The sequence below is a fragment of the Flavobacterium taihuense genome (assembly GCF_019351435.1).
GTDB classification, from domain to species: Bacteria; Bacteroidota; Bacteroidia; order Flavobacteriales; family Flavobacteriaceae; genus Flavobacterium; species Flavobacterium taihuense.
This window is the reverse complement of the sequence record NZ_JAHWYN010000001.1, coordinates 283892-309147: the sequence shown is the minus strand read 5'-3', so window position 1 is coordinate 309147 and position 25256 is coordinate 283892. Positions and strand designations below refer to the sequence as shown.

Genomic DNA, 25256 nt, shown 5'->3' with positions numbered 1-25256 from the left:
ATATGAGTTTCGAATTAGGGTGCAAAGATAGTCCTTAAGTTGCAATATTGCAAAGGGTAAATATCTCAAAGTTTTCACAAAAGTTTTCCCTCTTCCTTTTCATAAAAAGCATCAACAGAAAGTTGCTTTTGCATAGAAGCTATTACAGCCAATTCATCGCATCTTTCGTTTTGAGGATGATTGTTATGACCTTTAATCCATTTGAAATCGACTTTGTGTTTTCTGTAAACAATTAGAAATCTTTTCCACAAATCAGGATTTTTCCTATCTGCAAACCCTTTTTTTTCCCAACCAAAGACCCATTTTTTTTGAACCGAATCCACAACATACTTTGAATCAGAAACAACCAAAACCGATGTGTTTTCTTTTTTTAGCTTTTCCAATCCGACAATAACAGCCAAAAGCTCCATTCTATTATTGGTAGTATATCGAAAACCCTCGTAAAATTCTTTTTTATAAGGTTTACCTACCCATTCCATGACAACACCATAACCACCATTACCGGGATTTCCTTTGGCAGCACCATCGGTATATATATGTACATCGTAGTCCAAAGTATAAAATTAGAGGTTAGAAGTTAGAAGTTTTTCAATAACCTCTGGAAAATGTTGTTGTTCTAATGTATGAATTTTTTCAGCAACTGATTCTGGGGTATCATTTTCAGAAAGAACTACACTATGCTGAAATATAATATTCCCTTCATCATAATTCTCGTTTACATAATGAATACTAATTCCTGTTTCTTTTTCATTATTTTCGACTACCGCTTTATGAATATGCATGCCATACATTCCTTTTCCACCAAATTTTGGCAACAGGGCGGGATGTATATTTATAATGCGATTTGGATAAGCTTCGATCAAATTTTCCGGAAATTTTAATAAAAAACCAGCTAAGACTATCAAATCAGGTTGAAAATTATTAACTTTTTGTAATACTTTTCCTTTATTTAATTCTTCTCTTGAGAAAACAACCGTTGGAACATTTAATTTTTTTGCTTTATCAAGAACCGTTGCATTTGAATTATTTGAAAAAACTGCCACCACAGTTCCAGTAGCTCTACTGCCAAAATATTTTATAATATTTTCAGCGTTAGTCCCCGATCCAGACGCAAATATCAGTATTCTTTTCATAATTCATTCGTTTAAATTTATGCAAAAAAAGGAATAAAAAACGAAAATAAATAGATTTAAGAAATCTTTGTTCAAATAAATTTTATAAATTAGTACACACATTTATTCACTAAATAGTTGTTTTAAAATAAAGTTGTTTTATTTTTGCCAACAAATTAAATTCTAAAATTAAAAGATTATGTCAGACATTGCATCAAGAGTAAAAGCGATTATCGTAGACAAATTAGGTGTTGACGAAAACGAAGTTGTAACAGAAGCAAGCTTCACTAATGATTTGGGAGCTGACTCATTAGACACTGTTGAGCTTATTATGGAATTCGAAAAAGAATTTGATATTCAAATTCCAGACGATCAAGCAGAAAACATTGCTACTGTAGGTCAAGCTATCTCTTACATCGAGGAAGCTAAAAAATAATAATGACACACCCGATTTCTAAAATTTTAAAGTTTTAAGAATCGGGTGTTATTATTTGATTTAACTAATTTTCGATTGAATTTCAATCACATTATATTTACATTATAATACCCATGTCTCTTTTAGTTACTTTTTATAGTATAGAAAGCATGGGCTTTATTTGTTAAAAGATAACAAAAATAAAAACGTTATGGTTTTAAGAAGAGTTGTTGTTACAGGCCTTGGTGCTCTTACTCCCATTGGAAATAATATTGAAGAATTTTGGAATGGTTTAATTAATGGTGTTAGTGGAGCTGCACCTATAACTTATTTTGATGCTTCAAAGTTTAGAACAAAATTTGCCTGTGAAGTAAAAAACTTCAATGTTGAAGAATTTATCGACAGAAAAGAAGCCCGAAAAATGGACCGTTACGCACAATACGCTATGGTTGCATCTGAACAAGCTGTAAACGATGCCGGTTTTGATTTTGACAAATTAAACAAAGACAGAGTTGGTGTTATATGGGGTTCAGGAATTGGAGGATTAGAAACCTTTCAAATAGAAGTTCTTAATTATGCTGCTGGTGACGGTACTCCAAAATTCAATCCGTTCTTCATCCCAAAAATGATTGCTGATATTGCTGGTGGACTTATATCTATGAAATATGGATTTAGAGGCCCAAACTTTACAACCGTTTCGGCCTGCGCATCATCAACAAATGCTATTATTGATGCTTTCAATTACATACGCCTTGGTCATGCAGACGCAATCGTAACTGGTGGTTCTGAAGCTGCCGTAACAATTGCTGGAATGGGCGGTTTTAATGCTATGCACGCCCTATCAACCAGAAATGATGATCCAAAAACAGCTTCCAGACCTATGGATAAAGACAGAGACGGATTCGTGTTAGGTGAAGGTGCTGGAGCTTTAATTCTTGAAGAATACGAACATGCAGTAGCTCGTGGCGCAAAAATATATTGTGAAATTGGCGGCGGTGGAATGTCGGCAGATGCTTATCACATTACCGCACCACATCCTGAAGGATTAGGCGCTAAAAATGTAATGTTAAACTGTTTGAGAGATGCTGGCTTAGAACCAACTGATGTGGATGGCGTAAATATGCATGGAACTTCAACTCCGCTTGGTGATATTGGAGAATCTAAAGCAATTCTGCACGTTTTTGGAGAGCATGCTTATACTATGAATTTGAATTCAACAAAATCAATGACAGGTCACTTACTTGGCGCCACTGGTGCTATCGAAGCTATATCTTGTATACTTTCATTGAAATACGGAATTGTCCCTCCAACAATTAATCATTTTACAGATGATGAAAATATTGACCCAAAATTAAACTTTACTTTCAATGTGGCTCAAAAAAGAGAAATGAACGTTGTTATGAGTAACACATTTGGTTTTGGTGGCCATAATGCTTGCGTTTTGGTAAAAAAATTAGATTACAAATCATAAATGGGTATTCTCAGTAAAATATTCTCAAAATCCCGTTCTCTTGAAGACGGGATTTTTTTTGATTCTATCCAGCCAATCCTTGGATTTAATCCAGTTACGCTTGACTTTTATAAAAAAGCATTTACACATCGCTCCTCCAATCGAATAGATTTAAAAGGAAACCCAATGAACTACGAAAGACTGGAGTTTTTAGGCGACGCTATGTTGAGTTCAGTAATTGCGGCTTATTTATTTAATGAAGCACCACTTGGAGACGAAGGTTATTTAACAAAAATGCGTTCTAAAATAGTTAGTAGAGAACATTTAAATGAATTAGGCAAAGATTTAAATCTTATACATTTTATTGAAAGCAAAGTCCCTGTTCATCATTTTGGAGAAAATATTCATGGTAACATATTCGAATCCTTAATTGGAGCCATTTACTTAGATAGAGGATATGAATATTGTGAAAAATTTATTCAAAAAAGAGTAATAATCCCTTATGTTGACATTGCTCGACTGGAAGGAAAAGTGATCAGTTACAAAAGCCTTGTTATCGAATGGTGCCAAAAAGAGAAAAAACAGTTTCACTACGACATTTTTGAAGACAATGCCATTGACGGTCAACGCTTATTTGGCGTAAAACTTAGTATTGACGATAAAGTCATTGCTAAAGCCAGAGCAACTTCAAAAAAGAAAGCGGAAGAAAAAGCATCTCAACGTGCTTACTTTGTATTTCAAGAGAAAATTGACAGAAAATAACTATTCTATTATCAATACTACATCGTTTTCGTTGATAAAATATCAAAATCCTAGCCACCTTGCGTCCTTTTGCTAAAATAGAAATACTATATTTACATCTTATTTTTTAATGAATATGGCAATTCATAAACTGGATTTTGGCGAATTTGACGAAATAGATTATAGTCTTATTGCTATTCATACTTCATTAGAAGATTATCGATTGGCTTATTTTATCAATCAAAGACTTCATGTTAATCTGAATAAATCTATAAAAGAAATTCAAATTACAGTTAAAGAAGGAGAAGCTCATTTTTCTAGATTTCATTATTATGAAAAGAAAAAGGAGATTTCTTGGGATTTGATACAGAATAAAAACGAGGTCATTCAACAAAAAAAAGAGGAAAATCAAAGTTTGTTTTCAAATATAAATTTAGAAGTAGCCACAAAAGTGTATATGCTCCCCGAGTTTAAAAAAGTAGATTACTTTTTGAAAATAGAAAATAGCGATGAGAATTTGAATCTTTTGAAAATACAAAATGAATTGAATACAATAGACAATATAGCAACGATATATATTGTTGACACAAATAAAATAAAATCTAAAAACAATTTAATTTTTTAATACTAATGCATACAAACAAAAAAACCAAAATTGTAGCCACACTTGGGCCTGCATGTAGCACACGAGAAATCATAAAAGACATGATTGAAGCAGGTGTAAATGTATTTAGAGTAAATTTTTCCCATGCTGATTACGAAGACGTAAAAAATAAAATAAGCATTATTCGAGGTATAAACGAAGAATTTGGATATACTACTGGAATTCTTGGAGATTTACAAGGCCCTAAACTACGTGTTGGAGTAATGGAAGACGGAGTTGTCGTAAATGACGGTGATTTAATCACTTTTACAACTGCAGAAGATATTCTTGGTACTGCAAAGAAAGTATTCATGAAATATCAGAATTTTCCAAATGACGTAAATCCTGGAGAAAGAATATTACTAGACGACGGAAAATTAATTTTTGAAATCGTTGAAACCGATAAAAAATCAGAAGTTATTGCACGTGTTATTCAAGGAGGTGAATTGAAATCTAAGAAAGGGGTAAACTTACCAAATACTAAAATTTCATTACCGGCAATGACAGAGAAAGATGTAGCAGATGCTATTTTTGCAATTGAACAAAAATTGGACTGGATTGCTCTTTCATTTGTAAAAACGCCAAGAGACTTGCAAGATTTACAGGAATTGATTGCTAAACATTCAGAGCATAAAATTCCAATTATCGCCAAAATAGAAATGCCTGAAGCATTAGAGAATATCGATAGAATCGTTGCTTATTGTGATGCTTTGATGGTGGCCAGAGGTGATCTAGGAGTTGAACTCCCTGCCCATGAAGTACCATTGGTACAGAAAGAATTAATTCGAAGAGCTAAGACAGCTAGAATTCCGGTTATCGTTGCCACTCAAATGATGGAAACTATGATCACTAGTTTAACTCCAACTCGTGCTGAAGTAAATGACGTTGCCAACTCTGTAATGGATGGTGCCGATGCAGTAATGCTTTCAGGAGAGACAGCTACAGGAAATTATCCGGTACAAGTGATTCAAAAAATGACTCAAATAATTGAAGCAGTTGAAGATTCACCGCTTATCCAAGTTCCTCAAAACTCTCCACAAGTAAGAACAAACCGTTTTATCACTAAAACAATTTGCCAACACGCCGCTATCATGGCTAATGCGATCAAAGCAAAAGCGATTTGTACCTTAACGAATAGTGGTTATACTGCTTTTCAAATTTCGGCATGGAGACCTTCTGCGCACGTTTTGGTTTTTACTTCCAATAAAAGAATTTTAACCCAACTTAATTTATTATGGGGAGTAAAATCATTTTATTATGAAAAATCAGTAAGTACAGATGATACTGTTACGGATGTAAATAACATCGTAAAAGAAAAAGGATTTGTGAAAAAAGGTGATTTCCTAATCAACTTGGCCGCAATGCCAATTACTGACAAAGGAATGGTAAATACTTTAAGAGTTTCTGAAATAGAATAACTTTTATCTCATTAAATATAAAACCGTCTTGTATCCTGAAAGATTCAAGACGGTTTTTGCATTTAAATTTTTACTTATTTTTACAGAAAATAAATCCAACTTGAATGAATCGCTTTTTCTTATTTGTTATCATTTCAATACTATCTTTCCCTTTATTTGCACAAAATAATTCAAATGTACTATTGTTTGAAATAGATAAAACTATTGAAAACAGTTTCTATTTCACCCAAAAGAAAGAGCGTAAAATTGCCCAACTAAAGGCACTGTTAAAACATACCACTGCTTCTACACAACAATACGAGATTACACGAAAATTATATACTGATTACCAATCGTATCAATCCGATTCTGCTTTGGTTTATGCCAGAAAGAATTTTCAAATAGCGAAAAATCTTAATGAGCCCGGAAAATTAAATCAAGCAAAATTGAATCTCGTAGCCATAATGGGTACATTAGGTATGTACAAAGAAGGCATTGATGTATTGAATGCCATAAATACAGCTTCAACACCCACATTAAAAGGTTCTTTTTATGGTGTTACAAGAGTCATTTATGGGCAAATGGCCGATAATGCCTCTTCGCAACAAGAAAAAGAAAAATATCTTTTGCTTTCAAAACAATACCGAGATTCCTGTGTAAATTTTTACCCTACTCATTCTACTCCATACATTATAGCAAAGGCTGATTGGTATTTAGACCATAAAAAACACGCAGAAACTCTCGATTTACTACTTCCTTATTTTCCGAAAATTCATAAAAAAGACCCCAATCGGGCTATTATATCCTATATCATTTCACAAGCATACAAGCAGAAAAAAGATAGAGATGAGGAGAAAAAATGGTTAAGTATTTCGGCTTTATCCGATTTACAGTTGGCCAAAAAAGAATATATTTCATTACGTTCATTGGCTTTTTTGCTGTATGAAGATGGTGATATTGATCGAGCTTATACCTATATAAAACGTTCCTTAGATGATGCTGTGATATGTAATGCCCGCTTGAGAACCTATGAAATATCAAAGATGTTGCCCATCATCAGCGAATCCTATCAACAGCAAAACGAAACCAACAGATTTCAATTGATTGTGTTTTTAATTAGTGCCAGTTTCTTGGCAATCATTTTATTGGCACTTTTATTTTTAATCATTAGACAAATGAAAAAATTATCGAAAGCGAAGAGCGACTTAGTCTTAGCTAATGATAAACTTTCGGAGTTGAATGATGAACTAAACACTTTTAATGAAAAATTAAATTTGTCCAACAACACCTTGACAGAAGCCAATTTTTTGAAGGAAATATATATAGGCCGTTATATGGACCAATGTTCTGACTATTTAGGAAAACTGGATGAATACCAACGAAAGCTAAATGTATTGGCAACCACAGGAAAAATCAATGATTTGGTAAGTGCGGTAAAGTCAAAAGAATATATCGAAAATGAGTTGAAAGAGTTTTATGCGAACTTTGATAAAACCTTTTTGCAACTCTTCCCTAATTTTATTCGTGATTTTAATGCCTTATTAATTCCAGAAGAAGCCATTCAACTAAAGGAAGACGAGCAACTCAATACCGAACTGAGAATTTTTGCCCTCATTCGTTTGGGGATAAAAGATAGCGCCAAAATTGCTGTTTTTCTTCGGTATTCAATTTCTACCATTTACAATTACCGTTCACAACTCAAAAACAAATCGGCCGGACCACGAGATGAATTTGAAGAAAAAGTAATGCAAATTGGGGCAAGCAATAAATAAAAACTCTTCATTTAGGAATGTATTGCATTTAAATTCATCTTAATTTAAAATTTACAGTTACTTCTTCACCACTTTTTTTAAAATTAAAATAATCACAAAACATTGATTTAAAGCTATTTGACGTTTATTTTTAAAATTAAAATCTACTTTTTTAAAGCAACAGATTTTTTCGAGCTACAAAGCATCTACTTTTACTTTCACGAAAACGATATCTCACTTTTATTAAATAGATAAATCGTTTTCGTGGAAAACTATTCAAAAAAATCAACCTTTAATTATATTTTTAAAATGAAACATTTACTTTATACAGTTCTGTTATTTTTTTTGGTTTTGCATCATGTCAATGCCCAACAGTTGAAATCACCTAATGGAAAATTCACCATGGAATTTACATTACTAAAAGACGGAACTCCAAGTTACAATTTGAACTATAAAGACAAAGTGGTCGTAAAATCAAGTAAATTAGGACTTGAACTTAAAAACGACAAAAAATCGTTGCTGAATGATTTTGCAGTAATTGACACCAAAACTGCGTCTTTTGATGAAACTTGGAAACCAGTTTGGGGTGAGGTTGAAAGCATTCAAAACAAATATAATGAATTGGCTGTTACACTAAATCAGAAAGAAACAGATAGACAAATCATCATTCGTTTTCGATTGTTTAATGACGGTTTAGGTTTTAGATATGAATTCCCAACCCAAAAAAACTTGGTTTATTTTGTTATAAAAGAAGAGAGAACTCAATTTGCAATGACAGGAGACCATACTGCTTATTGGATTCCAGGAGATTATGACACACAAGAATATGATTACACCACTTCGAAATTATCTGAAATAAGAGGCTTAACTGAAAAAGCGAAAACTGAAAATTTATCGCAAACTTCCTTTTCACCAACTGGTGTGCAAACATCTCTTATGTTGAAAACAAATGATGGATTGTACATTAATTTACACGAAGCTGCATTAATCAATTATTCTTGTATGCACTTGAATTTGGATGACAAAAATATGGTATTTGAATCTTGGTTAACTCCAGATGAAAAAGGAGACAAAGGATATATTCAAGCACCTACACATTCTCCTTGGCGAACAATTATCGTAAGTGATGACGCTAGAGAAATACTGGCTTCAAAAATGACTTTAAACTTGAATGACCCTTGCAAAATTGAAGATACTTCTTGGATTAAACCCATAAAATATGTTGGTGTATGGTGGGAAATGATTTCCGGAAAAAGTTCATGGTCATACACCGATGAATTTCCATCGGTACAACTTGGTGTTACTGATTTTTCTAAAGCAAAACCAAACGGAACACATGGTGCAAACAATGAAAATGTGAAAAAATATATTGATTTTGCTGCCGCTAATGGTTTTGGAGGTGTGTTGGTTGAAGGTTGGAATGAAGGTTGGGAAGACTGGTTTGGTCACTACAAAGACTACGTTTTTGACTTTGTTACTCCTTACCCCGATTTTGATGTGAAAGGTTTGCATGAATATGCAAAATCCAAAGGCGTGAAAATGATTATGCACCATGAAACCTCAGGATCAGTTCGTAACTATGAGCGTCATATGGATCAGGCATATCAATTCATGAAAGACAATGGATATGATGCCGTAAAAAGCGGTTATGTAGGCAGTATCATCTCTAATGGTGATAATCATTACAACCAATTTATGATCAATCATTATCAATATGCCATAGAAAAAGCAGCCGAATATAAAATTATGGTTAATGCCCATGAAGCGGTTCGGCCAACGGGGATTTGCAGAACCTATCCAAATTTAATTGGTAACGAAGCTGCCAGAGGAACAGAATATCAGGCTTTTGGTGGTTCAAAACCTAACCACGTAACATTATTACCTTTTACTAGATTAATTGGAGGGCCAATGGATTATACACCTGGTATTTTCGAAATGGATTTAAGCAAATTTAGTCCCAACAATAAATCACACGTAAACAGCACTATTGCCAATCAATTGGCATTATACGTAACACTTTACAGTCCGTTGCAAATGGCCGCAGATTTCCCTGAACATTACAATAAATTTCCGGATGCGTTCCAATTCATTAAAGATGTTGCAGTAGATTGGAGTGAAAGCAACTATCTGGAAGCAGAGCCAGGTCAATATATAACCGTGGCCAGAAAAGCAAAAGGAGCAAATAACTGGTTTATTGGGAATGTAAATGGATACGAACCTCGTTCTTCGAACATCAATTTTGCTTTTTTAGAAAAAGGAAAAAAATATACTGCGACTATTTATGCTGATGGAAAAGACGCAGATTACAAAACAAATCCGCAAGCATATACTGTTCGAAAAATACAGGTAACCAATACATCAAAACTATCTCAATTGAGTGCAGCTGGTGGTGGTTACGCTATAAGTATTATTGAAAACAAAAAATAATTTTTTTCTAATCCGAATGGATTAAAAAAATGAACCATTAAGACATTAAGCTTCATTAAGGATTAAAAACTTAATGAAGTTTAATGTCTTAATGGTTTAAAATAGATTCTAATTTAAAATTAGAATGCCTAAAGGTTTTACTTGTTCCCAAAGATCTGAACATCATCCACTTGAAAAGCACCATCCAACGCAAGGTTTTTACCTGAGCCAGTGTACTTGAAAGCAATGTTTATTTCCCCTGTATAGGTTGATAAATCCACTCCGCCAGAACCCACAAATTGATACCAAGGTGTTGCTTGTTTGGGTAATACAACCGTAAGTGGAACCCAAGTGGCTTTGGTAATATTCAACCCATCAAAATCATTGGAGATATACACTTCGAGCGAATTCAAAGGAGAATCTACATCAAGATGATGTTGAGCTGATCTAAAAGTAAGTACTTCATGGGTTTGCAAATCCATGTCAATTTTTGGAGAAATCAGCCAAGCGATATTAGACACCACCTTTGTTCCTGTGGTATTAAACTCGGCATAACCATTTCCTGCATATACAGTGCCCAACCAAAATTTCGTCCCTTTTTGCACCATATTTGACCAACCCGGAAGATTGAGTTTAGTATTGGTTTCGACACTTTGGAAATTTTCTGAAAAGAATGGAACAGCAGCAGTACCTGTAAGTACCACATCTTTTTCGGATCGTGCCAATAATTGATAGTCTGAGCCAAACTTGGTCAAAACTCCTCGCACTTTTCCGCTTCCATCGGGAACAATTTTAGCAGCAAAATCAGCAAAACTACTGGTCCGAAACAATACTTGATTTCCCAATTTATCCATCAGACTCCAATTGGTTCCTCCGCCTACATCATTGGATTCCTCATAATAATGACGTCCAATAGCGTCTTTTGTAAATTGAACTTCCGACAATTCCACCAATGTATTAATATTCGAATCTTTTAACAAATCAGTAATAGAAATAGACCTAACCAGAAGCTCCTCACTTACCATTGTGCAGGAAGCATTCAATACATTTTTATAATCGTTTGGAGAAATTCGGCCAACGCCTCCTTCGTTATACGTATTAACATAGATGCTCCCAATTCGCATTCCTCCGAAGTAAATATCCGTATATTGATTTTTCATTTTGATATACACTTTATTGCCCAACCTAAAATCAATATACGTATTCGAGGCATCCACTGGAACACTAAAACCCATCGCTGGAGTTGTCGATGTCGCCAAAGTTTGAAACGAAATCATCTTGAAAAAATTCCCGTCCTCATCACTGGAAACCACATACGCTTCGATAATATCATCGTATGTATATTGTGTGACTATTGAACTTGTGCTGGCACGCACTTCTTCAACGGTTCGATTTACTATCAAATCGGGTTGAGTGCAGGTTAGTTTTGGCACATCAAATTCTTCTTTTGCACAGCTCCCAAAAGTCATTGCAACTGCTAAAAAAACAGTGTAGAATTTTAAATTCATTTTTCTTTTGTTTAAAATTTATAAATTGATATACAGGTTTACAAAATACGTTCTCCCGTAACCGTAAAAATATTTGTTTCCAAAATTGGGAGTTCCGCTGGAAACATCTTGATTGAGTTGTCTGAAATTGGCATTTCGAGCTTGCTCATATCCTCCAGTTTTATAAGTCAAATCCAACACATTATTTATGGTTGCAAAAAGCCCGACATTCTTTCCTTTTATTTTCCAAGATTTTCCTCCTGAAATGTTTAGCAAAATAGTAGGATCAAATTCTTCTTGCTTCAATAACTCCCTAGCTCTTTCTTCCGAAGCTTCCGGAAAATTGAAACCGCTTTCAGGATTTTTATAAAATGTAGCTGTTCTTGAAATAGGAGAAACATCGATAAAACTTTCGGCTAGATAATTGATGTTGGCACCAATCCACCAATATTTGGGATCTCTGTATTCGATTCCTAACGCAAAAGCTTGCTGAGGCATCCCTGCCTGATTATAGTTTTTTAAGGATGCAGTTCCAAAATCAAATACAGGATTGGGATTTTCGGCAGTGGCTTGGGCATCGTTAGTTATGATAACATTCGGATTGCTGTCAATTGTATATTGACCATATCCAGCCGAAAAATTAGTCATTACTGTCGGGGTCAATTGATATTGAAAACTGAATTCGGCACCTGAATTTTTCTTGTCCAAATGTGTTAACGTTTGACCAACAAAAGCATCCGTATTGGCATATCCTGCTCCATCATCAAAAATTCCCTCGGCATAAAAGAAAGAAGTTTGGGTGATGTTCTTTATTTTGGCATAAAAAAGAGTGAGACGGGTTTGCCATTTTGGAGTCCTGTAAAAATAACTCGCATCCAAACTACTAATGTTTTCATTTTCTAAACCAGCAACAACCGAATTGTTCAAACGGGAATTAGGAAATGTATTCCGAATTGTCGGCGCATTGGAGAGATAGGCACCATTAAAACTCAACTGCTGTTTCCCCGAAATCTTAAAAAGAATTCCCCCTTTAAAACCAAAATTCTCAAATTGAACTTTCTCACTTTTCCCGAAAGAATTGGTTGGATAAATTCCGTTTTGATACAAGCCTTCTCTTTGATAATTGGTGCCTATAAAATTTTGTGCCAAATAAAAATCGACTTTGTCATAAGTTAATTTAAAATTGGTAAAAAGGTTCAACGTATTTGCCTCATAATTAAAATTGTAACCATACACATCTCCCTCCACAACCTGTCTGTCGGGGTGATTCAAATCGGATTGCGCCTGATTTCCATTATAAAAAACATCAATATCATCAAAATACAAACCACCCAACAAGTCAGTTACTTGTTGGTAATTATGCGATTTTAAATGACTATAAAAACCTCCGGCGGTCAAAAAAAGATTATCGCTTATTTGCGTATTAAAAGTAGAAGTAGCCGTTATCGTTTGGTCATCGGTTCGGTCTTCATACAAAACGTAGTTACTCTTTGCAGAAGCATATCCTGTTATTTGACCATTTACATCTATAATTGGAGATTGATTGGCATAATACAGAGCATTCCAATCAATTTGATTATTAGCAAAAAATAACTCTTTGCTTTTCTCTGCATTTACATAATCTGGAGCAAATTCTCCTGAAAACTCACCATTATCAGGGGCATACAGGGAACTGTAATAACTCGGCATCTTTCTGTAGTACGTTGGATCCGGACTATTACTGTTTTGGTAATCAATATTGCTGTTGGTAATTTTTCCAAATTGATAGGTCAAACTCGAATTCAGCGTAGTGTGGTCGTTGACGGTGAAAAAATGGTTCAGCATCAAGATGGGTTCCTCGATGCTTTTTATTCTTGCATTTCGCTTTTTGCCGTCTTGCCAACCCCAATAGGAGTTGTATTTTTCATTTGTTAACTCGGTAACTTCAGCGGTATTTGGAGAATTTTTTGCTCTAGAATTGGGTGTGTAAAATCCCGAGAAATTCAAAGAATGATGGTCATTTATTTTCTTTTCTACGCTAATAAAACCTGCTAAGGCGTTATAATTCGTTCCTTCAAAATACCCTTCCTCTGCCCAGCGAGTTCCCGCTGAAACCACAAATGCCCATCCTTTGCTATTCATTCCAGAAGCATAAGTTCCTACCATTCGCCAAGAATAATTAGTATTGGTTCCTGTAAAAGAAAGAATCGTCCCTGGCTTATAAATCGAAGCTCGAGTATTAATTTCTTGTGTTCCCAAAATCCCGCCAAAAGCATAATCCGAAGGAAAAGAACCCACAGTAAATTCTTGATTCCGAACCACATTATTGAGCCCGCCCCAATCTCCCCATTGTGGTCTGCCGTCGAAGAGTTTGTTCATCGTAACCCCATTAATCATGGTCGTTGCATACTGACTGTCTAACCCGCGAATCCTAAAACGCGCCTGGCCCCAATTGAAAGCTGCGGCTTGCTGAAAAGCATCTCTGGAAGATTGCAAAAGTCCCGAAGTACTTTCGGAACCACTATTATCATCACTCAAATCACTTTCTAGAAGAGTGATTATTCCCGTTTGTTGTTCTAAAGTTTGATTTTCTTCTAATGGAACAGCACCCAAATCTAACATTTCGTCCTTAGTAATCAAAACGGGCAGAATCACATCCCTAAACCCTTGACTGTGCAAAAGCAATAATTGATTTCCGGGAACAACAGCATAAAAACTAAAAACACCATCAGCCGTGGTGAGTTGCATCAGCTGTGTGTTTTCGATAATAACCACTACATTTTCTAATGGTTTTTGAGTTTTAGCATCAATAATTTTCCCTTTTATCCCTGTTGGTCTTTGGGCAGACACAAAAATTATTTTCAATAAAAAAAGCATTCCTAACAAAGATTTACCCATACTTATTTTGTAAACTTATTTGGATACAGCAAGTGGCGCATCCAAGAATTAGATTCGTTTAAAAAAGTAGGTTCTAACCTCAACTGTGTGGGTTTTATCAAATAGAGACTTTTATCAAAATAAATTTTGATAAATAATAAACCATTAAGAAATTAAGATTCATTAAGCCATTGTAACCTTAATGAATCTTAATTTCTTAATGGTTTAGAGTTTTAAATTTAAAACCCACACAATTCGTGGTAGAACCAAAAAGAAAAAAAAGTTTTGGAAAAAATGTGGTATTTTGAATTTTCAATCAAAAAAATAACATCTGCTTGAAATTCAAGCGATAAACTTAAGAAAAAAACTATTAAGTATTTATCAAATAGTATATATTTTCTTAATTATAACAAAATTGAAGAAATAATTTAGAATTCTAGCATTAATCTATTGCCTTAATTCGGCTCACCATAAAAGCGATAAAAACTCCAAAAATCCCAATAAAAGCGAAGGAAAATCGCAAACTTGATAGTTCGGCAATATAGCCAATAACGGGCGGCCCCATCAAAAAACCTAAAAAACTTACGCTTGAAACAGCTGTCAAAGCTTCTCCAGTTGGTATTGTTGGATGTTTGCCTGCAATACTATACAAAGTAGGAACTATAGTTGAAACTCCCAAACCTATAACCATAAAAGCAATAGTGGAAGGTATTATATAAGGAAAAACAACTGCCGTAAAAAAACCGGATGAAATCATAATTCCACTAATTTTCATTACCGTTTTTCGTCCAAATCTATTAATTAATTTATCTCCAAAAAAACGACCGCTGGCCATCATAATCATAAAAGAGGTGTACCCTAAAATCACTAAAGCCCCAGGAACCTTAACAATATCTTTAAAGAATACGCCACTCCAATCAAACATGATTCCTTCACTAGCCATACTGCAAAAGCCAATAACACCAAGTAAAACTAAAGTCGCATCTGGTTTTCGGAATCCCTTTTTCTTCTCTGTTATAATTGTTTCTTTGGCTTTAATTAAGAATTTAAAATTGAATGCAATCAACAAAAAAGCAATGAAAGCAACAACCAGAAAATGAGAATACGTACTAAGACCTAATGCCAACATTCCCAATCCTACCAATGCACCGGTAAATCCAGCCAAACTCCACATCCCATGAAAGGATGACATAATGGTTCTTTTAAAAAGTCCTTCGGTATAAACACCTTGAGTGTTTACAGAGATGTTAGTTAGGTTGCTAAAAATCCCAAAAAAGTACAACCCAAGAGCGAGTTGCCAAGCATTTTGAGCCAATCCCAAATTAGTCAAACAAAACGCATACATCAATATAGAAAAAGGCAAAATACGATGGCTGCCAAAGCGAGTCACCAATTTACCAGAAAAATACATCATCGTTAACTGACCAACAGGTAAAGCAAAAAGAATAGTCCCTAATTGACCATCACTTAAATTCAGTGCCGATTTTATAGTTGGTATTCGGCTAGCCCAAGTAGCAAAACACAACCCCATAGCAAAATAAAACATGGAAACTGCTCCACGAATTCTCAATAAATAAGAAGCTTTCGCATCTCGATAGTTTTTCTTGTATTTGCCTTTGGTCTTAAATCGACCTAAAAAATTTAAATCTATCAAAATAGTTGTTTTTTGGGAATCCTTTGTGTCAAAAGTACGAAAAGAAACATTTCAAAGACACAAACCCATCAGTAAGTATTATTTATAATATTATTGTTAGCAAAATAAAACCAATTGTATCCAAAGTAAAAACCATCTGGGGGTGCCACCATAAGAAAAATGGGCCAACTCAGCATATCGTTTAGTCGGCCCATTTTCCTTATGCTGTCGGGCTATCCGCGCTACTTTGGTAGCTAGCTTTTATCCCTCACCCAAACTGCAAAACAAAATACTAAGTGCTATAAAACATCATTCCTTACAACGCAATAATTTTCCCTTGAGCATTACTTTCAATTGCCTCTTCAATAATTTGCATTACCTGTAATCCTTCTTGGGCAGTAACAGGTTCTTCGGTATCATTCACAATCGACTGATAAACGCCATCAAAAAAATCATAATAATTCCCTTGTAGAGTTGGAACTTTCTCTTTGATAATTCTGCCGACTATCTCCGTATGCAACAATCCTTCATTACCGGGAACTTCCGTTCCCCAAGAGTCAAGATTTGGTTTCTTACCCAATTTCAATTCGTCTTCTTGTACGTCACCACGTGGTTTCAGGAAAGACCCTTTTTTTCCGTGAATAACATACGCAGGATTGGCTTCTCGAACAAAAAAACCAGCTTTCAATCGCACTCTAAAATCCGAATAATAAAGCAAAATATCAATCCAATCATCTACCAAAGAATGCTCGCGTGTGATTCGAATATCGGCAAAAACACTTTGTGGAAACCCAAATAAATACAACGCTTGATCAATTAAATGTGGCCCCAAATCTTTTAAAATTCCTGCACCCGAATTAACCGTTTCTTTATGCCCCTTGGGACTCAACAGCGGATTGTAACGATCAAAATGAAACTCGGCTTCCACCAATTCTCCCAACACTTTATCGGTAACCACTTTTTGTACCGTTTTAAAATCACTGTCCCATCTTCTATTCTGGAAAACCGAAAGTTTCAATCCTTTTTCTTTGGCCAAATTCACTAATTCCTGAGCTTCGGCAACCGTGGTGGTAAAAGCCTTTTCTACTACAGCATGTTTCCCAGCAAGCAACACTTGTTTCGCATATTCAAAATGCGTTCCAACTGGCGTATTTACAATAACCAAATCAATATCATCCTGAAGTAATCCTTCTAGAGTTGGATAACTTTTCACATTTGGATAATCCAATTGAATCAATTGTTTGCTTCTTTCCCAAGAACCAACCAACACAAATCCAGGATGAAATTCCAAAAAAGGAGCATGGAAAACTTTTCCAGACATTCCGTATGACAGTAGTGCTGTTTTTATTTTTTGCATTTAATGTTTTATTTAGTTTTCTAAAACTATGTGATTAATTTCTAACACATAGAAACATAGGTTCTTTTTAAATCTAAGAGAGAACGTTTCACTATCATAAACACACATAGCTATGTGAAATAACATGTTATCTATTCAAATCTTAATCAAAAAAAATCTATGTTTCTATGTGTTTAAAAAAATTATCTCGTTTTTGCTCTATCGTATTGTTTAGGCCATTGAACGTCAACACCCAATTCTTGCGCAAAAGTCAAACCTAAATTTGGATTTCTAAGCGATTCTCTAGCGAAGAAAACGAGATCAGCTTTCCCGCTAGCTACAATGGCTTCGGCCTGTTGTGAAGTAGTGATCAAACCAACCGCTCCTGTCAAAATTCCCGTTTCTTTTCTAATTTTTTCGGCAAAATGTACCTGATAATTAGGTCCCAAGGGGATTTGTTGATGAGACACTAATCCTCCTGAAGAAACATCAATTAAGTCAACTCCTTTCTCTTTTAGAATTTTGGAAAGTTGCACTGATTCTTCAGCGTTCCAACCGCCATCTGCCCAGTCTGTAGCAGAGATTCTCACCATTAAAGGAAACACTTTAGACCATTCAGACTGAACTGCCTCTAGTACTTCCAGAAGCAATCGAATACGATTTACAAAAGAACCACCATATTCATCCGTTCTAGCGTTCGATAAAGGCGATAGAAATTGGTGCAATAAATAACCGTGCGCAGCATGAATTTCAAGAACCTGATATCCTGCCTGTTCAGCTCTTCGCGTGGCCAATTTAAAATCGGTTATTACTTTTTGAATTCCTGCTTTATCCAATGCCGTAGGAGCTTGCTCATTATCGTGATACCCAATTGCACTTGGCGCAACAGCTTCCCATCCGCCTTGATTTTGAGCCAGTTTTTTATTGCCGTACCAAGGAGACGAAACACTGGCTTTCCTGCCTGCGTGAGCCAACTGGATTCCCGGAACCGAATCCTGACTAATGATAAATTTTGTGATGGATTGCAATTTTTTGATGTGATCATCACTCCAAATACCTAGATCACTTGGAGAAATTCTTCCTTCTGGAGAAACGGCTGTAGCCTCCTGAATGATCAAACCCGAACCACCCGTAGCTCGACTACCAAGATGTACCAAATGCCAATCATTGGCAAAACCATCTTCTGCCGAATATTGGCACATTGGCGAAATTGTAATTCTGTTTTTGAACGTAATGCTTTTTATCTGTAGAGGAGAAAATAATTGTGAAGACATAAATACAAGGATATTAATGTTTTAACCCATATCGCATTAAAACAAGATTTTTATGTAGTAAAGTTATTGCTCTAACTTCAAAATAAAAATGAAAAATGCATTAATTAACAAACATTTAAAGCGATCCCCAAAAATATAGCGCAAATAATAAAATAGAAAATAGTACTTTTGTCCGTCATTAAAGAACCGAAAATTAAAAAATGGAAATAGTTATCAAGCTTTCTCAATTTTTATTGAGCTTATCATTACTTATTATACTTCACGAATTAGGACATTTCATTCCTGCAAAATTATTCAAAACCAGAGTCGAGAAATTTTATTTGTTTTTTGACGTTAAATATTCCCTTCTAAAAAAGAAAATTGGCGAAACTGAGTATGGTATTGGCTGGTTGCCTCTAGGTGGTTATGTGAAAATATCCGGTATGATTGACGAAAGTATGGACAAAGAACAAATGGCTTTGCCTCCGCAACCTTGGGAATTTAGATCCAAACCAGCTTGGCAACGCTTGATTATTATGTTGGGAGGCGTAACAGTCAACTTTATACTGGCATTCATGATTTATATTGGTATGGCTTTCGCTTATGGAGATTCTTATATTGCAAATGCTGATATGAAAGACGGTCTTTTGATAGAAAACCAAGCTATGATTAATGCTGGATTCAAATCGGGCGATAAAATCGTGGCTGTTGATGGCGAAAAAATTGTACGTTTTGACAAAGAAATCAGTTCCAAAATTGTTCTAGGCAAAGAAGTGGTTATTGAACGAAATGGTTTAGAACAAACCATTAAAATACCAAATGATTTTGTAGATCAATTATCAAAATTCGAGAAAGCTCCGTTGGTTGCAATAAGAATTCCATTTGCAATTACAGAAGTTCCTGCAGAATCTTTAAACAAAGAGCTTAAAGCAAAAGATATCATTTTATCCTTAAATGGTCAAAAAACAAAATATCTAGATGAAGTAAAATCTGTTTTAGAAAAAAATAAAAACAAAACTATTCCTGCAGTTGTTTTACGTGACCAAAAAGAAGTACCCATTAACATAGTTGTTTCTAATATTGGAAAGATGGGAGTTTCTATTGGTGGTTTAGGACTTGAAACACTTGAAAAATTGGGTTATTACAAAATTACGCATCAAAAATACAGTTTTATGGAATCGATTCCTTTTGGTATTCAAAAAGGAAAAGATCAATTGGTAGGATACGGTAAACAGTTAAAAATGATTTTTAATCCAGAAACCAAAGCTTACAAACAAGTAGGTGGTTTTAAAGCCATATTTGACATTTTTCCAAGTTCTTGGAGTTGGGAAGTTTTCTGGAGCATTACAGCCATTCTGTCAATTATGCTTGGTGTTATGAACTTATTACCTATTCCGGCACTTGATGGTGGACACGTAATGTTTTTATTATTTGAAATCGTAAGCGGTAAAAAACCAAGTGACAAATTTTTGGAAAATGCACAAATGGTTGGTTTCGTATTACTTATCAGTCTGTTGCTTTTTGCTAATGGAAATGATATTTACAAAGCTATTGTGGGCAAGTAAAAAAGAATGTTTTTTTTTGCATTTTTTGTTTGCTACATTTAAATAAAGTCATATATTTGCACCGCTTTAAAAGTGAACACACTTTCCTTCTTAGCTCAGTTGGTTAGAGCATCTGACTGTTAATCAGAGGGTCCTTGGTTCGAGCCCAAGAGAGGGAGCAAAAAGCAGAAAGACTATCATAAATGATAGTCTTTTTTTTGTTTATACCTCTTTTGAAAAATCAAATTTAAAAATTCAAGATTAAGTAAAACACTTGTTCTGAAAACGAAATTGCATGAAGGATGGAAATGACATCCTTTTCTTTTCCTCCTTTAGGAAAAGAAAAGATACAATGGACAGCCTGACCCTTGTGGTCATGCCCAAATCTAAATAAATCCCAAATGACTTGTTAGAGATTCAAATTAGGATTTTCGCCTAGAAATCCCACATCTTAAATCATCAAACCAACTTGAAAATTAAGATATTATCTGCCATTTCTTTTGAAATTTGTTTAATAAATCACTAAATTGGTAGTCCGCTAGTTTGTGTACTTTATATAAAAGTGTTTCAATATTTTTCATAAACTAAAGCGCTTCAAAATATAAACTCATTTCAGTAATTCATTTTCTCCGCTATGAAAAAATTTTCTATTCCTTTTGTATTTATTGCATTTATTTTTTCTTTGATATGCTGTCAAAACAACAAATTATCAGAAGTCGATAACAATCAAATCGACGGCCATCCCGCTTGGATTATGCAGGGCAATATATATGAGGTAAACGTTCGTCAATACACCCCCGAGGGAACTTTTAATGCTTTTGCCAAACACCTTGACCGATTAAAAGCAATGGGAGTAGAAACGATTTGGTTCATGCCCATTAATCCCATTAGTAAATTAGACAGAAAAGGCACTTTGGGAAGTTACTATGCTGTTTCCGATTATACTGCGATTAACCCTGAATTTGGCACAATGGCTGACTTTAAGAAATTGGTTCAAACGATTCATGAGAAAGGAATGAAAGTTTTAATTGATTGGGTACCCAATCATACCGGAGCCGACCATCGCTGGATTACACAACATCCCGACTTTTTTGTAAAAGATAGCTCCGGCAAACCAGCAGTAGCATTTGATTGGGCAGACACGAGACAATTAAATTATAAGAATCCTGTATTACAAGACAGTATGGTTCGCGCGATGAAATACTGGATTGAAGATGCAGATATAGACGGATTTCGATGCGATGTTGCCTGGAATGTTCCCGCTTCTTTTTGGAAAAAGTCCATTCCTGAATTAAAAAAAATGAAGAATATCTTTATGCTAGCCGAAGGAGATAGCATCTATCTTCCTAAAAGTGGCTTTGACGCCGTTTATCCTTGGCACATGTTCAAAATGATGGAAAAAGTAGCCAAAGGAGAAAAATCGGCACTTGCCTTAGACAGCATCAACACCGAAAACGAAACGATGTATCCCAAAAATACGATTCAAATGTATTTTACCAGCAATCATGATGAAAACAGCTGGAATCATGCCGATTTTGGAACTTTTCCGGGAGTTATCCATGAACCATTTGCCGTATTTACGCAAACCATGAAAAACAGCGTCCCTTTAATTTACAGTGGACAGGAAGAACCAGTTTTAAGAGCGTTGGCGTTTTTCGAAAAAGACCCCATTACGTTTAAAGATTTTAAAAGAGAAAAATTCTACAAGACATTACTGAATCTAAGAAAGAGCAACGAAGCGCTTTCCGCTAATGCCTCATTCAAAAAAGTACACTTCGGAGATGATAAAGCGATTTATGCTTATGTAAGAGAAAAAGGAAATAAAAAAGTTTTGGTAATTCTTAATTTTTCCAAAAATGAACAAATAGTATCAATAAAAGACGCTACTTTGACAGGAAAAGCACACAATGTATTTAAAGGAAACGAGGAAATTTTAGACTCTAAAGAATGGAAAATGAAACCTTGGGGTTATGAAATTTATGAGTATTAATTTAAAAAAATAAAACCGTTATGAAATTATACTTGTCTATAGCCTTGTTTTTTATTTCATTTTTAGGACTCCCCCAAGATGCATACCAACCCAAAAAGTATGTCGAATTACAGCATCCAGAATGGAGCAAAAATGCAACAATCTACGAGGTAAATCTTAGACAATTCACTCCCGAAGGCACTTTCAAAGCTTTTGAAACCCATTTACCAAGACTGAAAGCTTTGGGCGTTGATATTATTTGGCTTATGCCGATTCATCCTATTGGAGAAAAGAACCGAAAAGGAACTTTGGGAAGTTATTATGCAGTGAAAGATTATTACGGAGTGAATCCTGAATACGGCAGTTTAACCGATTTCAAGGCCTTGGTAGACAAAATTCACGCGATGGGAATGCATGTAATTTTGGATTGGGTTGCCAATCATTCGGCTACAGACAATGCATTAATCAAACAACATCCTGACTGGTACATCAAAGACGAAGCTGGGAATTTCGAACCAACACCTTGGCGTGATTACGATGATATTATAGATTTTGATTACCAACAACCCGGTATTCGAAAATACATGACTGATGCTTTGAAATATTGGGTAAAAGAAACCAATATTGATGGTTACCGTTGCGATGTTGCTAGTTTTATACCTTTGGATTTCTGGGAAAACGCTAGAAAAGAACTCGATTTCATAAAACCTGTATTTATGTTGGCCGAATCAGAAACATTTGATTTACACCGAAAAGCTTTTGATATGACTTATGCCTGGAGTTTATGGGATTGCCTCCACAAAATAACCACCAAAAAAATGACTATTCAAAGTTTGACCGAAGGATATATTGCAGAACACGTGAGTATTTTTCCCGAAGCTGGTTATAGAATGGCATTTTTAGACAATCACGATAAAAATTCTTGGGAAGGCAATGTATTTAAAAACTTTGGTGACGGACTGAAACCAGCCATGGTACTTATCGGAACCATTGACGGCATGCCAATGTTATATAGCGGCCAAGAATCTGGACTTGACCGTTCTCTGAATTTTTTCGGCAAAGATTCCATAACTTGGAAAGAACATGAAAATGGTGCTATTTTTAAAAAATTATTTGAATTGAAACACCGCAATCAAGCACTATGGAACGGTGATTGGGGCGGAAAAATGGTTCGCATAAAAAACAACCAAATGTCTAATGTGATTTCATTTTCGAGAACCAAAGACAAAGACAACGTAATTGTAATCATTAATTTTAGTGATCAAGCGAAAGAAGTCATTTTAGAAAACGAATACCACAAAGGAAATTTCACAGAAGTATTTACTTCCAAAAAAATTGAACTTGTTGGCAAAGATAAATTACAGCTGGCTCCTTGGGGATATTTAGTTTTGGAAAGAAACTAATAGAAAACTGTTAATCAATTAATTCACAAAATATTGCATATCGAATGATTAAATTCTTTCTGCAATTTTTATAAAAAAGAAAATATTATTAAAAACACAATGATTTCTGACAGCTTTTTTTACTTAAAAACACAGCAAAATCAAGACATCATAACGTTTTACTAAAAATAAAAAAAATATTTGGTACATTCAAATAAAATTATATCTTTGCACCGCTTCAAAAGTGAATCACAATTTCCTTCTTAGCTCAGTTGGTTAGAGCATCTGACTGTTAATCAGAGGGTCCTTGGTTCGAGCCCAAGAGAGGGAGCATTATTAAAAAGACTATCAGCAATGATGGTCTTTTTTTTGCTTAAAACCCACCAACATTTTTGACGAGTTATTATGGATCAGGTGCAAAAGTTGGGGATTAAGCAAAAAGATTTGATAATCTTAACAAGAAGAAATCTATATTTCTCACTCCTCTGAATTATGTATTTTCTCAAAGGTAATGAAAGACAAATTTCAATTCTTTCTTGATGTTCGCACAATTAATCGCTAAATTGCTACTCCAAATAGTTTATAATGATACTGAAAAAAATTTCCTTTTTTTGTTTGTTTATTTTTGTATATGGAAATGCGCAATATACAAAAATACCTTCCACTATTAAAAATGCATTACCTGAGGGCACCATTTTTCAATCAGACATTCCCTATGCTTCCGATACTCTGAAAAATCACACCCTAGACTTATACATTCCAAAACACACTGAAAATTCACTTCCCCTGGTGATTTGGATTCATGGCGGCGGATGGGTTGGTGGAGACAAATTTGGAGATATGGAAAACATGAAATCTACTCTAAAAGCAATTTTAGACAACGGTTTTGCAGTGGCATCTATTGGCTACCGTTTTAGCACAACAGACATTTTTCCGGCTCAAATACAAGATTGCAACCAAGCCGTAAATTATCTTTATGACAACTCCTCAAAATATAATTTGGATAAAAACAAAATTGTCGTTCTTGGCTTCTCAGCCGGCGGACATCTAGCGTCATTGATTGGCACTTCAAACAACAATACTGTTAGCACTTTTTATCATAAAAATAAAAAAACACATTTTAAAATAAGAGGAGTAATTGATTTTTACGGGCCATCGGATTTTATAGCCCGCATCGGAAGTATGCCTTTAGACGAGGGAGAACACAAAACCACTTCGACTGGGCTTCTTGGAGCGCAACCAGTAGAGAGACCTGACTTGGCTAAATTTGCAAGTCCCACCACTTATATTGACAAAGCAGACCCACCATTTCTAATTTTCCATGGAGATAAAGACACGACCGTTCCTATCACATTATCGAAATTATTGGATTCCTATTTGAAGCTTGCAAATGTTCAAAGTGAATTTGTAATTGTAGAAGGAGGTCAACATGGCGGAGAATTTTTTAGATCAGAAGAAATTAAAAATAAAGTTATTACCTTTTTAAACACCTACTTGAATCAGAAGCAATGATAATCTGAATAAAACGAAAGCAATTGCCTTTGAAGAAGCATTATTAAAAAGACTATCAGCAACGATGGTCTTTTTTTTTGCACAAAACGCAACTCTTTTATTCAAATTAGTATACCCCCCTATTTTTGAATAGAATCACTTTAAAAATTAAGACATCAAACAACAAAAGACCATTACTAAATGAGGTGTCCCAAAAAAAATAATTTATTGAATGCGAAATCGAAAAAAAATTCAATCAAAAAAATTAGAATCATTAAAAAAAGATTGGCTAAAAAAGAAAATGATATAAATTATTAAATATTCACAACATTGCGTATTTCAGTGACAATAATTTAATATTTTAGTGCAAAATTAAGCTCTAAAAGCCAT

The 25256-nt window shown here is 34.7% G+C and carries 18 protein-coding genes and 2 tRNA genes; 13 read left to right on the top strand and 7 right to left on the bottom strand.

All coding sequences use genetic code 11. The features are described from left to right. Positions 1 to 74 precede the first annotated feature (74 nt). Together rnhA and purN are read right to left on the bottom strand one after the other, a co-directional pair. A complete protein-coding gene (gene rnhA, locus KZH69_RS01245) occupies positions 75 to 554 on the bottom strand; it encodes a ribonuclease HI (RefSeq protein ID WP_219315643.1) in 480 nt (159 codons plus the stop codon). Between the two features lie 9 nt (positions 555 to 563). Next, the gene (purN, locus tag KZH69_RS01240) at positions 564 to 1133 is read right to left on the bottom strand and encodes a phosphoribosylglycinamide formyltransferase (RefSeq protein WP_219315642.1); all 570 of its coding nucleotides are present in this window, start codon (positions 1131 to 1133) and stop codon (positions 564 to 566) included. Between the two features lie 178 nt (positions 1134 to 1311). On the opposite strand from purN, the gene KZH69_RS01235 reads away from it, so the two are divergent. The 7 genes from KZH69_RS01235 (at position 1312) to KZH69_RS01205 (ending at position 9936) form a co-directional block, all read left to right on the top strand. Next, on the top strand, positions 1312 to 1548 hold the full coding sequence (locus KZH69_RS01235) for an acyl carrier protein (RefSeq protein WP_007137004.1): 237 nt from the start codon (positions 1312 to 1314) through the stop codon (positions 1546 to 1548). Between the two features lie 190 nt (positions 1549 to 1738). Beyond that, a complete protein-coding gene (gene fabF, locus KZH69_RS01230; RefSeq protein WP_219315641.1) occupies positions 1739 to 2998 on the top strand; it encodes a beta-ketoacyl-ACP synthase II in 1260 nt (419 codons plus the stop codon). Next, positions 2999 to 3739, top strand: coding sequence for a ribonuclease III (gene rnc, locus KZH69_RS01225; protein WP_219315640.1), 741 nt, complete (start codon positions 2999 to 3001; stop codon positions 3737 to 3739). A gap of 115 nt (positions 3740 to 3854) precedes the next feature. Next, positions 3855 to 4343 (top strand): IPExxxVDY family protein, encoded by a 489-nt coding sequence (locus tag KZH69_RS01220; protein WP_219315639.1) that lies wholly within the window; start codon positions 3855 to 3857, stop codon positions 4341 to 4343. 5 nt (positions 4344 to 4348) lie between these two features. Further along, positions 4349 to 5779 (top strand): pyruvate kinase, encoded by a 1431-nt coding sequence (gene pyk / locus KZH69_RS01215; protein ID WP_219315638.1) that lies wholly within the window; start codon positions 4349 to 4351, stop codon positions 5777 to 5779. A gap of 104 nt (positions 5780 to 5883) precedes the next feature. After that, positions 5884 to 7530 (top strand): SusR family glycan utilization regulator, encoded by a 1647-nt coding sequence (susR, locus tag KZH69_RS01210; protein ID WP_219315637.1) that lies wholly within the window; start codon positions 5884 to 5886, stop codon positions 7528 to 7530. 288 nt (positions 7531 to 7818) lie between these two features. Then, positions 7819 to 9936 carry a glycoside hydrolase family 97 protein gene (locus KZH69_RS01205; RefSeq protein WP_219315636.1) on the top strand — a complete coding sequence of 706 codons (2118 nt, stop codon included), beginning with the start codon at positions 7819 to 7821 and terminating at the stop codon, positions 9934 to 9936. Between the two features lie 137 nt (positions 9937 to 10073). On the opposite strand, the gene KZH69_RS01200 is transcribed toward KZH69_RS01205, so the two are convergent. The 5 genes from KZH69_RS01200 to KZH69_RS01180 form a co-directional block, all read right to left on the bottom strand. Further along, on the bottom strand, positions 10074 to 11423 hold the full coding sequence (locus KZH69_RS01200) for a DUF5689 domain-containing protein (protein ID WP_219315635.1): 1350 nt from the start codon (positions 11421 to 11423) through the stop codon (positions 10074 to 10076). Positions 11424 to 11441: 18 nt separating this feature from the next. Then, positions 11442 to 14279, bottom strand: coding sequence for a carboxypeptidase-like regulatory domain-containing protein (locus KZH69_RS01195; protein WP_219315634.1), 2838 nt, complete (start codon positions 14277 to 14279; stop codon positions 11442 to 11444). A 421-nt stretch (positions 14280 to 14700) separates the two neighbouring features. Continuing rightward, positions 14701 to 15912 (bottom strand): MFS transporter, encoded by a 1212-nt coding sequence (locus KZH69_RS01190; protein ID WP_219315633.1) that lies wholly within the window; start codon positions 15910 to 15912, stop codon positions 14701 to 14703. 295 nt (positions 15913 to 16207) lie between these two features. Further along, on the bottom strand, positions 16208 to 17248 hold the full coding sequence (locus tag KZH69_RS01185) for a Gfo/Idh/MocA family protein (protein ID WP_219315632.1): 1041 nt from the start codon (positions 17246 to 17248) through the stop codon (positions 16208 to 16210). 182 nt (positions 17249 to 17430) lie between these two features. Next, positions 17431 to 18501 carry an NADH:flavin oxidoreductase/NADH oxidase gene (locus KZH69_RS01180; RefSeq protein ID WP_219315631.1) on the bottom strand — a complete coding sequence of 357 codons (1071 nt, stop codon included), beginning with the start codon at positions 18499 to 18501 and terminating at the stop codon, positions 17431 to 17433. Positions 18502 to 18701: 200 nt separating this feature from the next. On the opposite strand from KZH69_RS01180, the gene rseP reads away from it, so the two are divergent. From rseP to KZH69_RS01150, 6 genes are all read left to right on the top strand, one after another. Then, positions 18702 to 20045 (top strand): RIP metalloprotease RseP, encoded by a 1344-nt coding sequence (rseP, locus tag KZH69_RS01175; RefSeq protein ID WP_219315630.1) that lies wholly within the window; start codon positions 18702 to 18704, stop codon positions 20043 to 20045. A gap of 84 nt (positions 20046 to 20129) precedes the next feature. After that, positions 20130 to 20203: transfer RNA gene (locus KZH69_RS01170), tRNA-Asn, on the top strand. Positions 20204 to 20658: 455 nt separating this feature from the next. Beyond that, a complete protein-coding gene (locus KZH69_RS01165) occupies positions 20659 to 22014 on the top strand; it encodes an alpha-amylase family glycosyl hydrolase (protein ID WP_219315629.1) in 1356 nt (451 codons plus the stop codon). A 20-nt stretch (positions 22015 to 22034) separates the two neighbouring features. Then, a complete protein-coding gene (locus KZH69_RS01160; RefSeq protein WP_219315628.1) occupies positions 22035 to 23396 on the top strand; it encodes an alpha-amylase family glycosyl hydrolase in 1362 nt (453 codons plus the stop codon). Between the two features lie 236 nt (positions 23397 to 23632). Further along, positions 23633 to 23706, top strand: a tRNA-Asn gene (locus KZH69_RS01155). Positions 23707 to 23960: 254 nt separating this feature from the next. After that, the gene (locus KZH69_RS01150; protein ID WP_219315627.1) at positions 23961 to 24887 is read left to right on the top strand and encodes an alpha/beta hydrolase; all 927 of its coding nucleotides are present in this window, start codon (positions 23961 to 23963) and stop codon (positions 24885 to 24887) included. Positions 24888 to 25256: the final 369 nt, after the last annotated feature.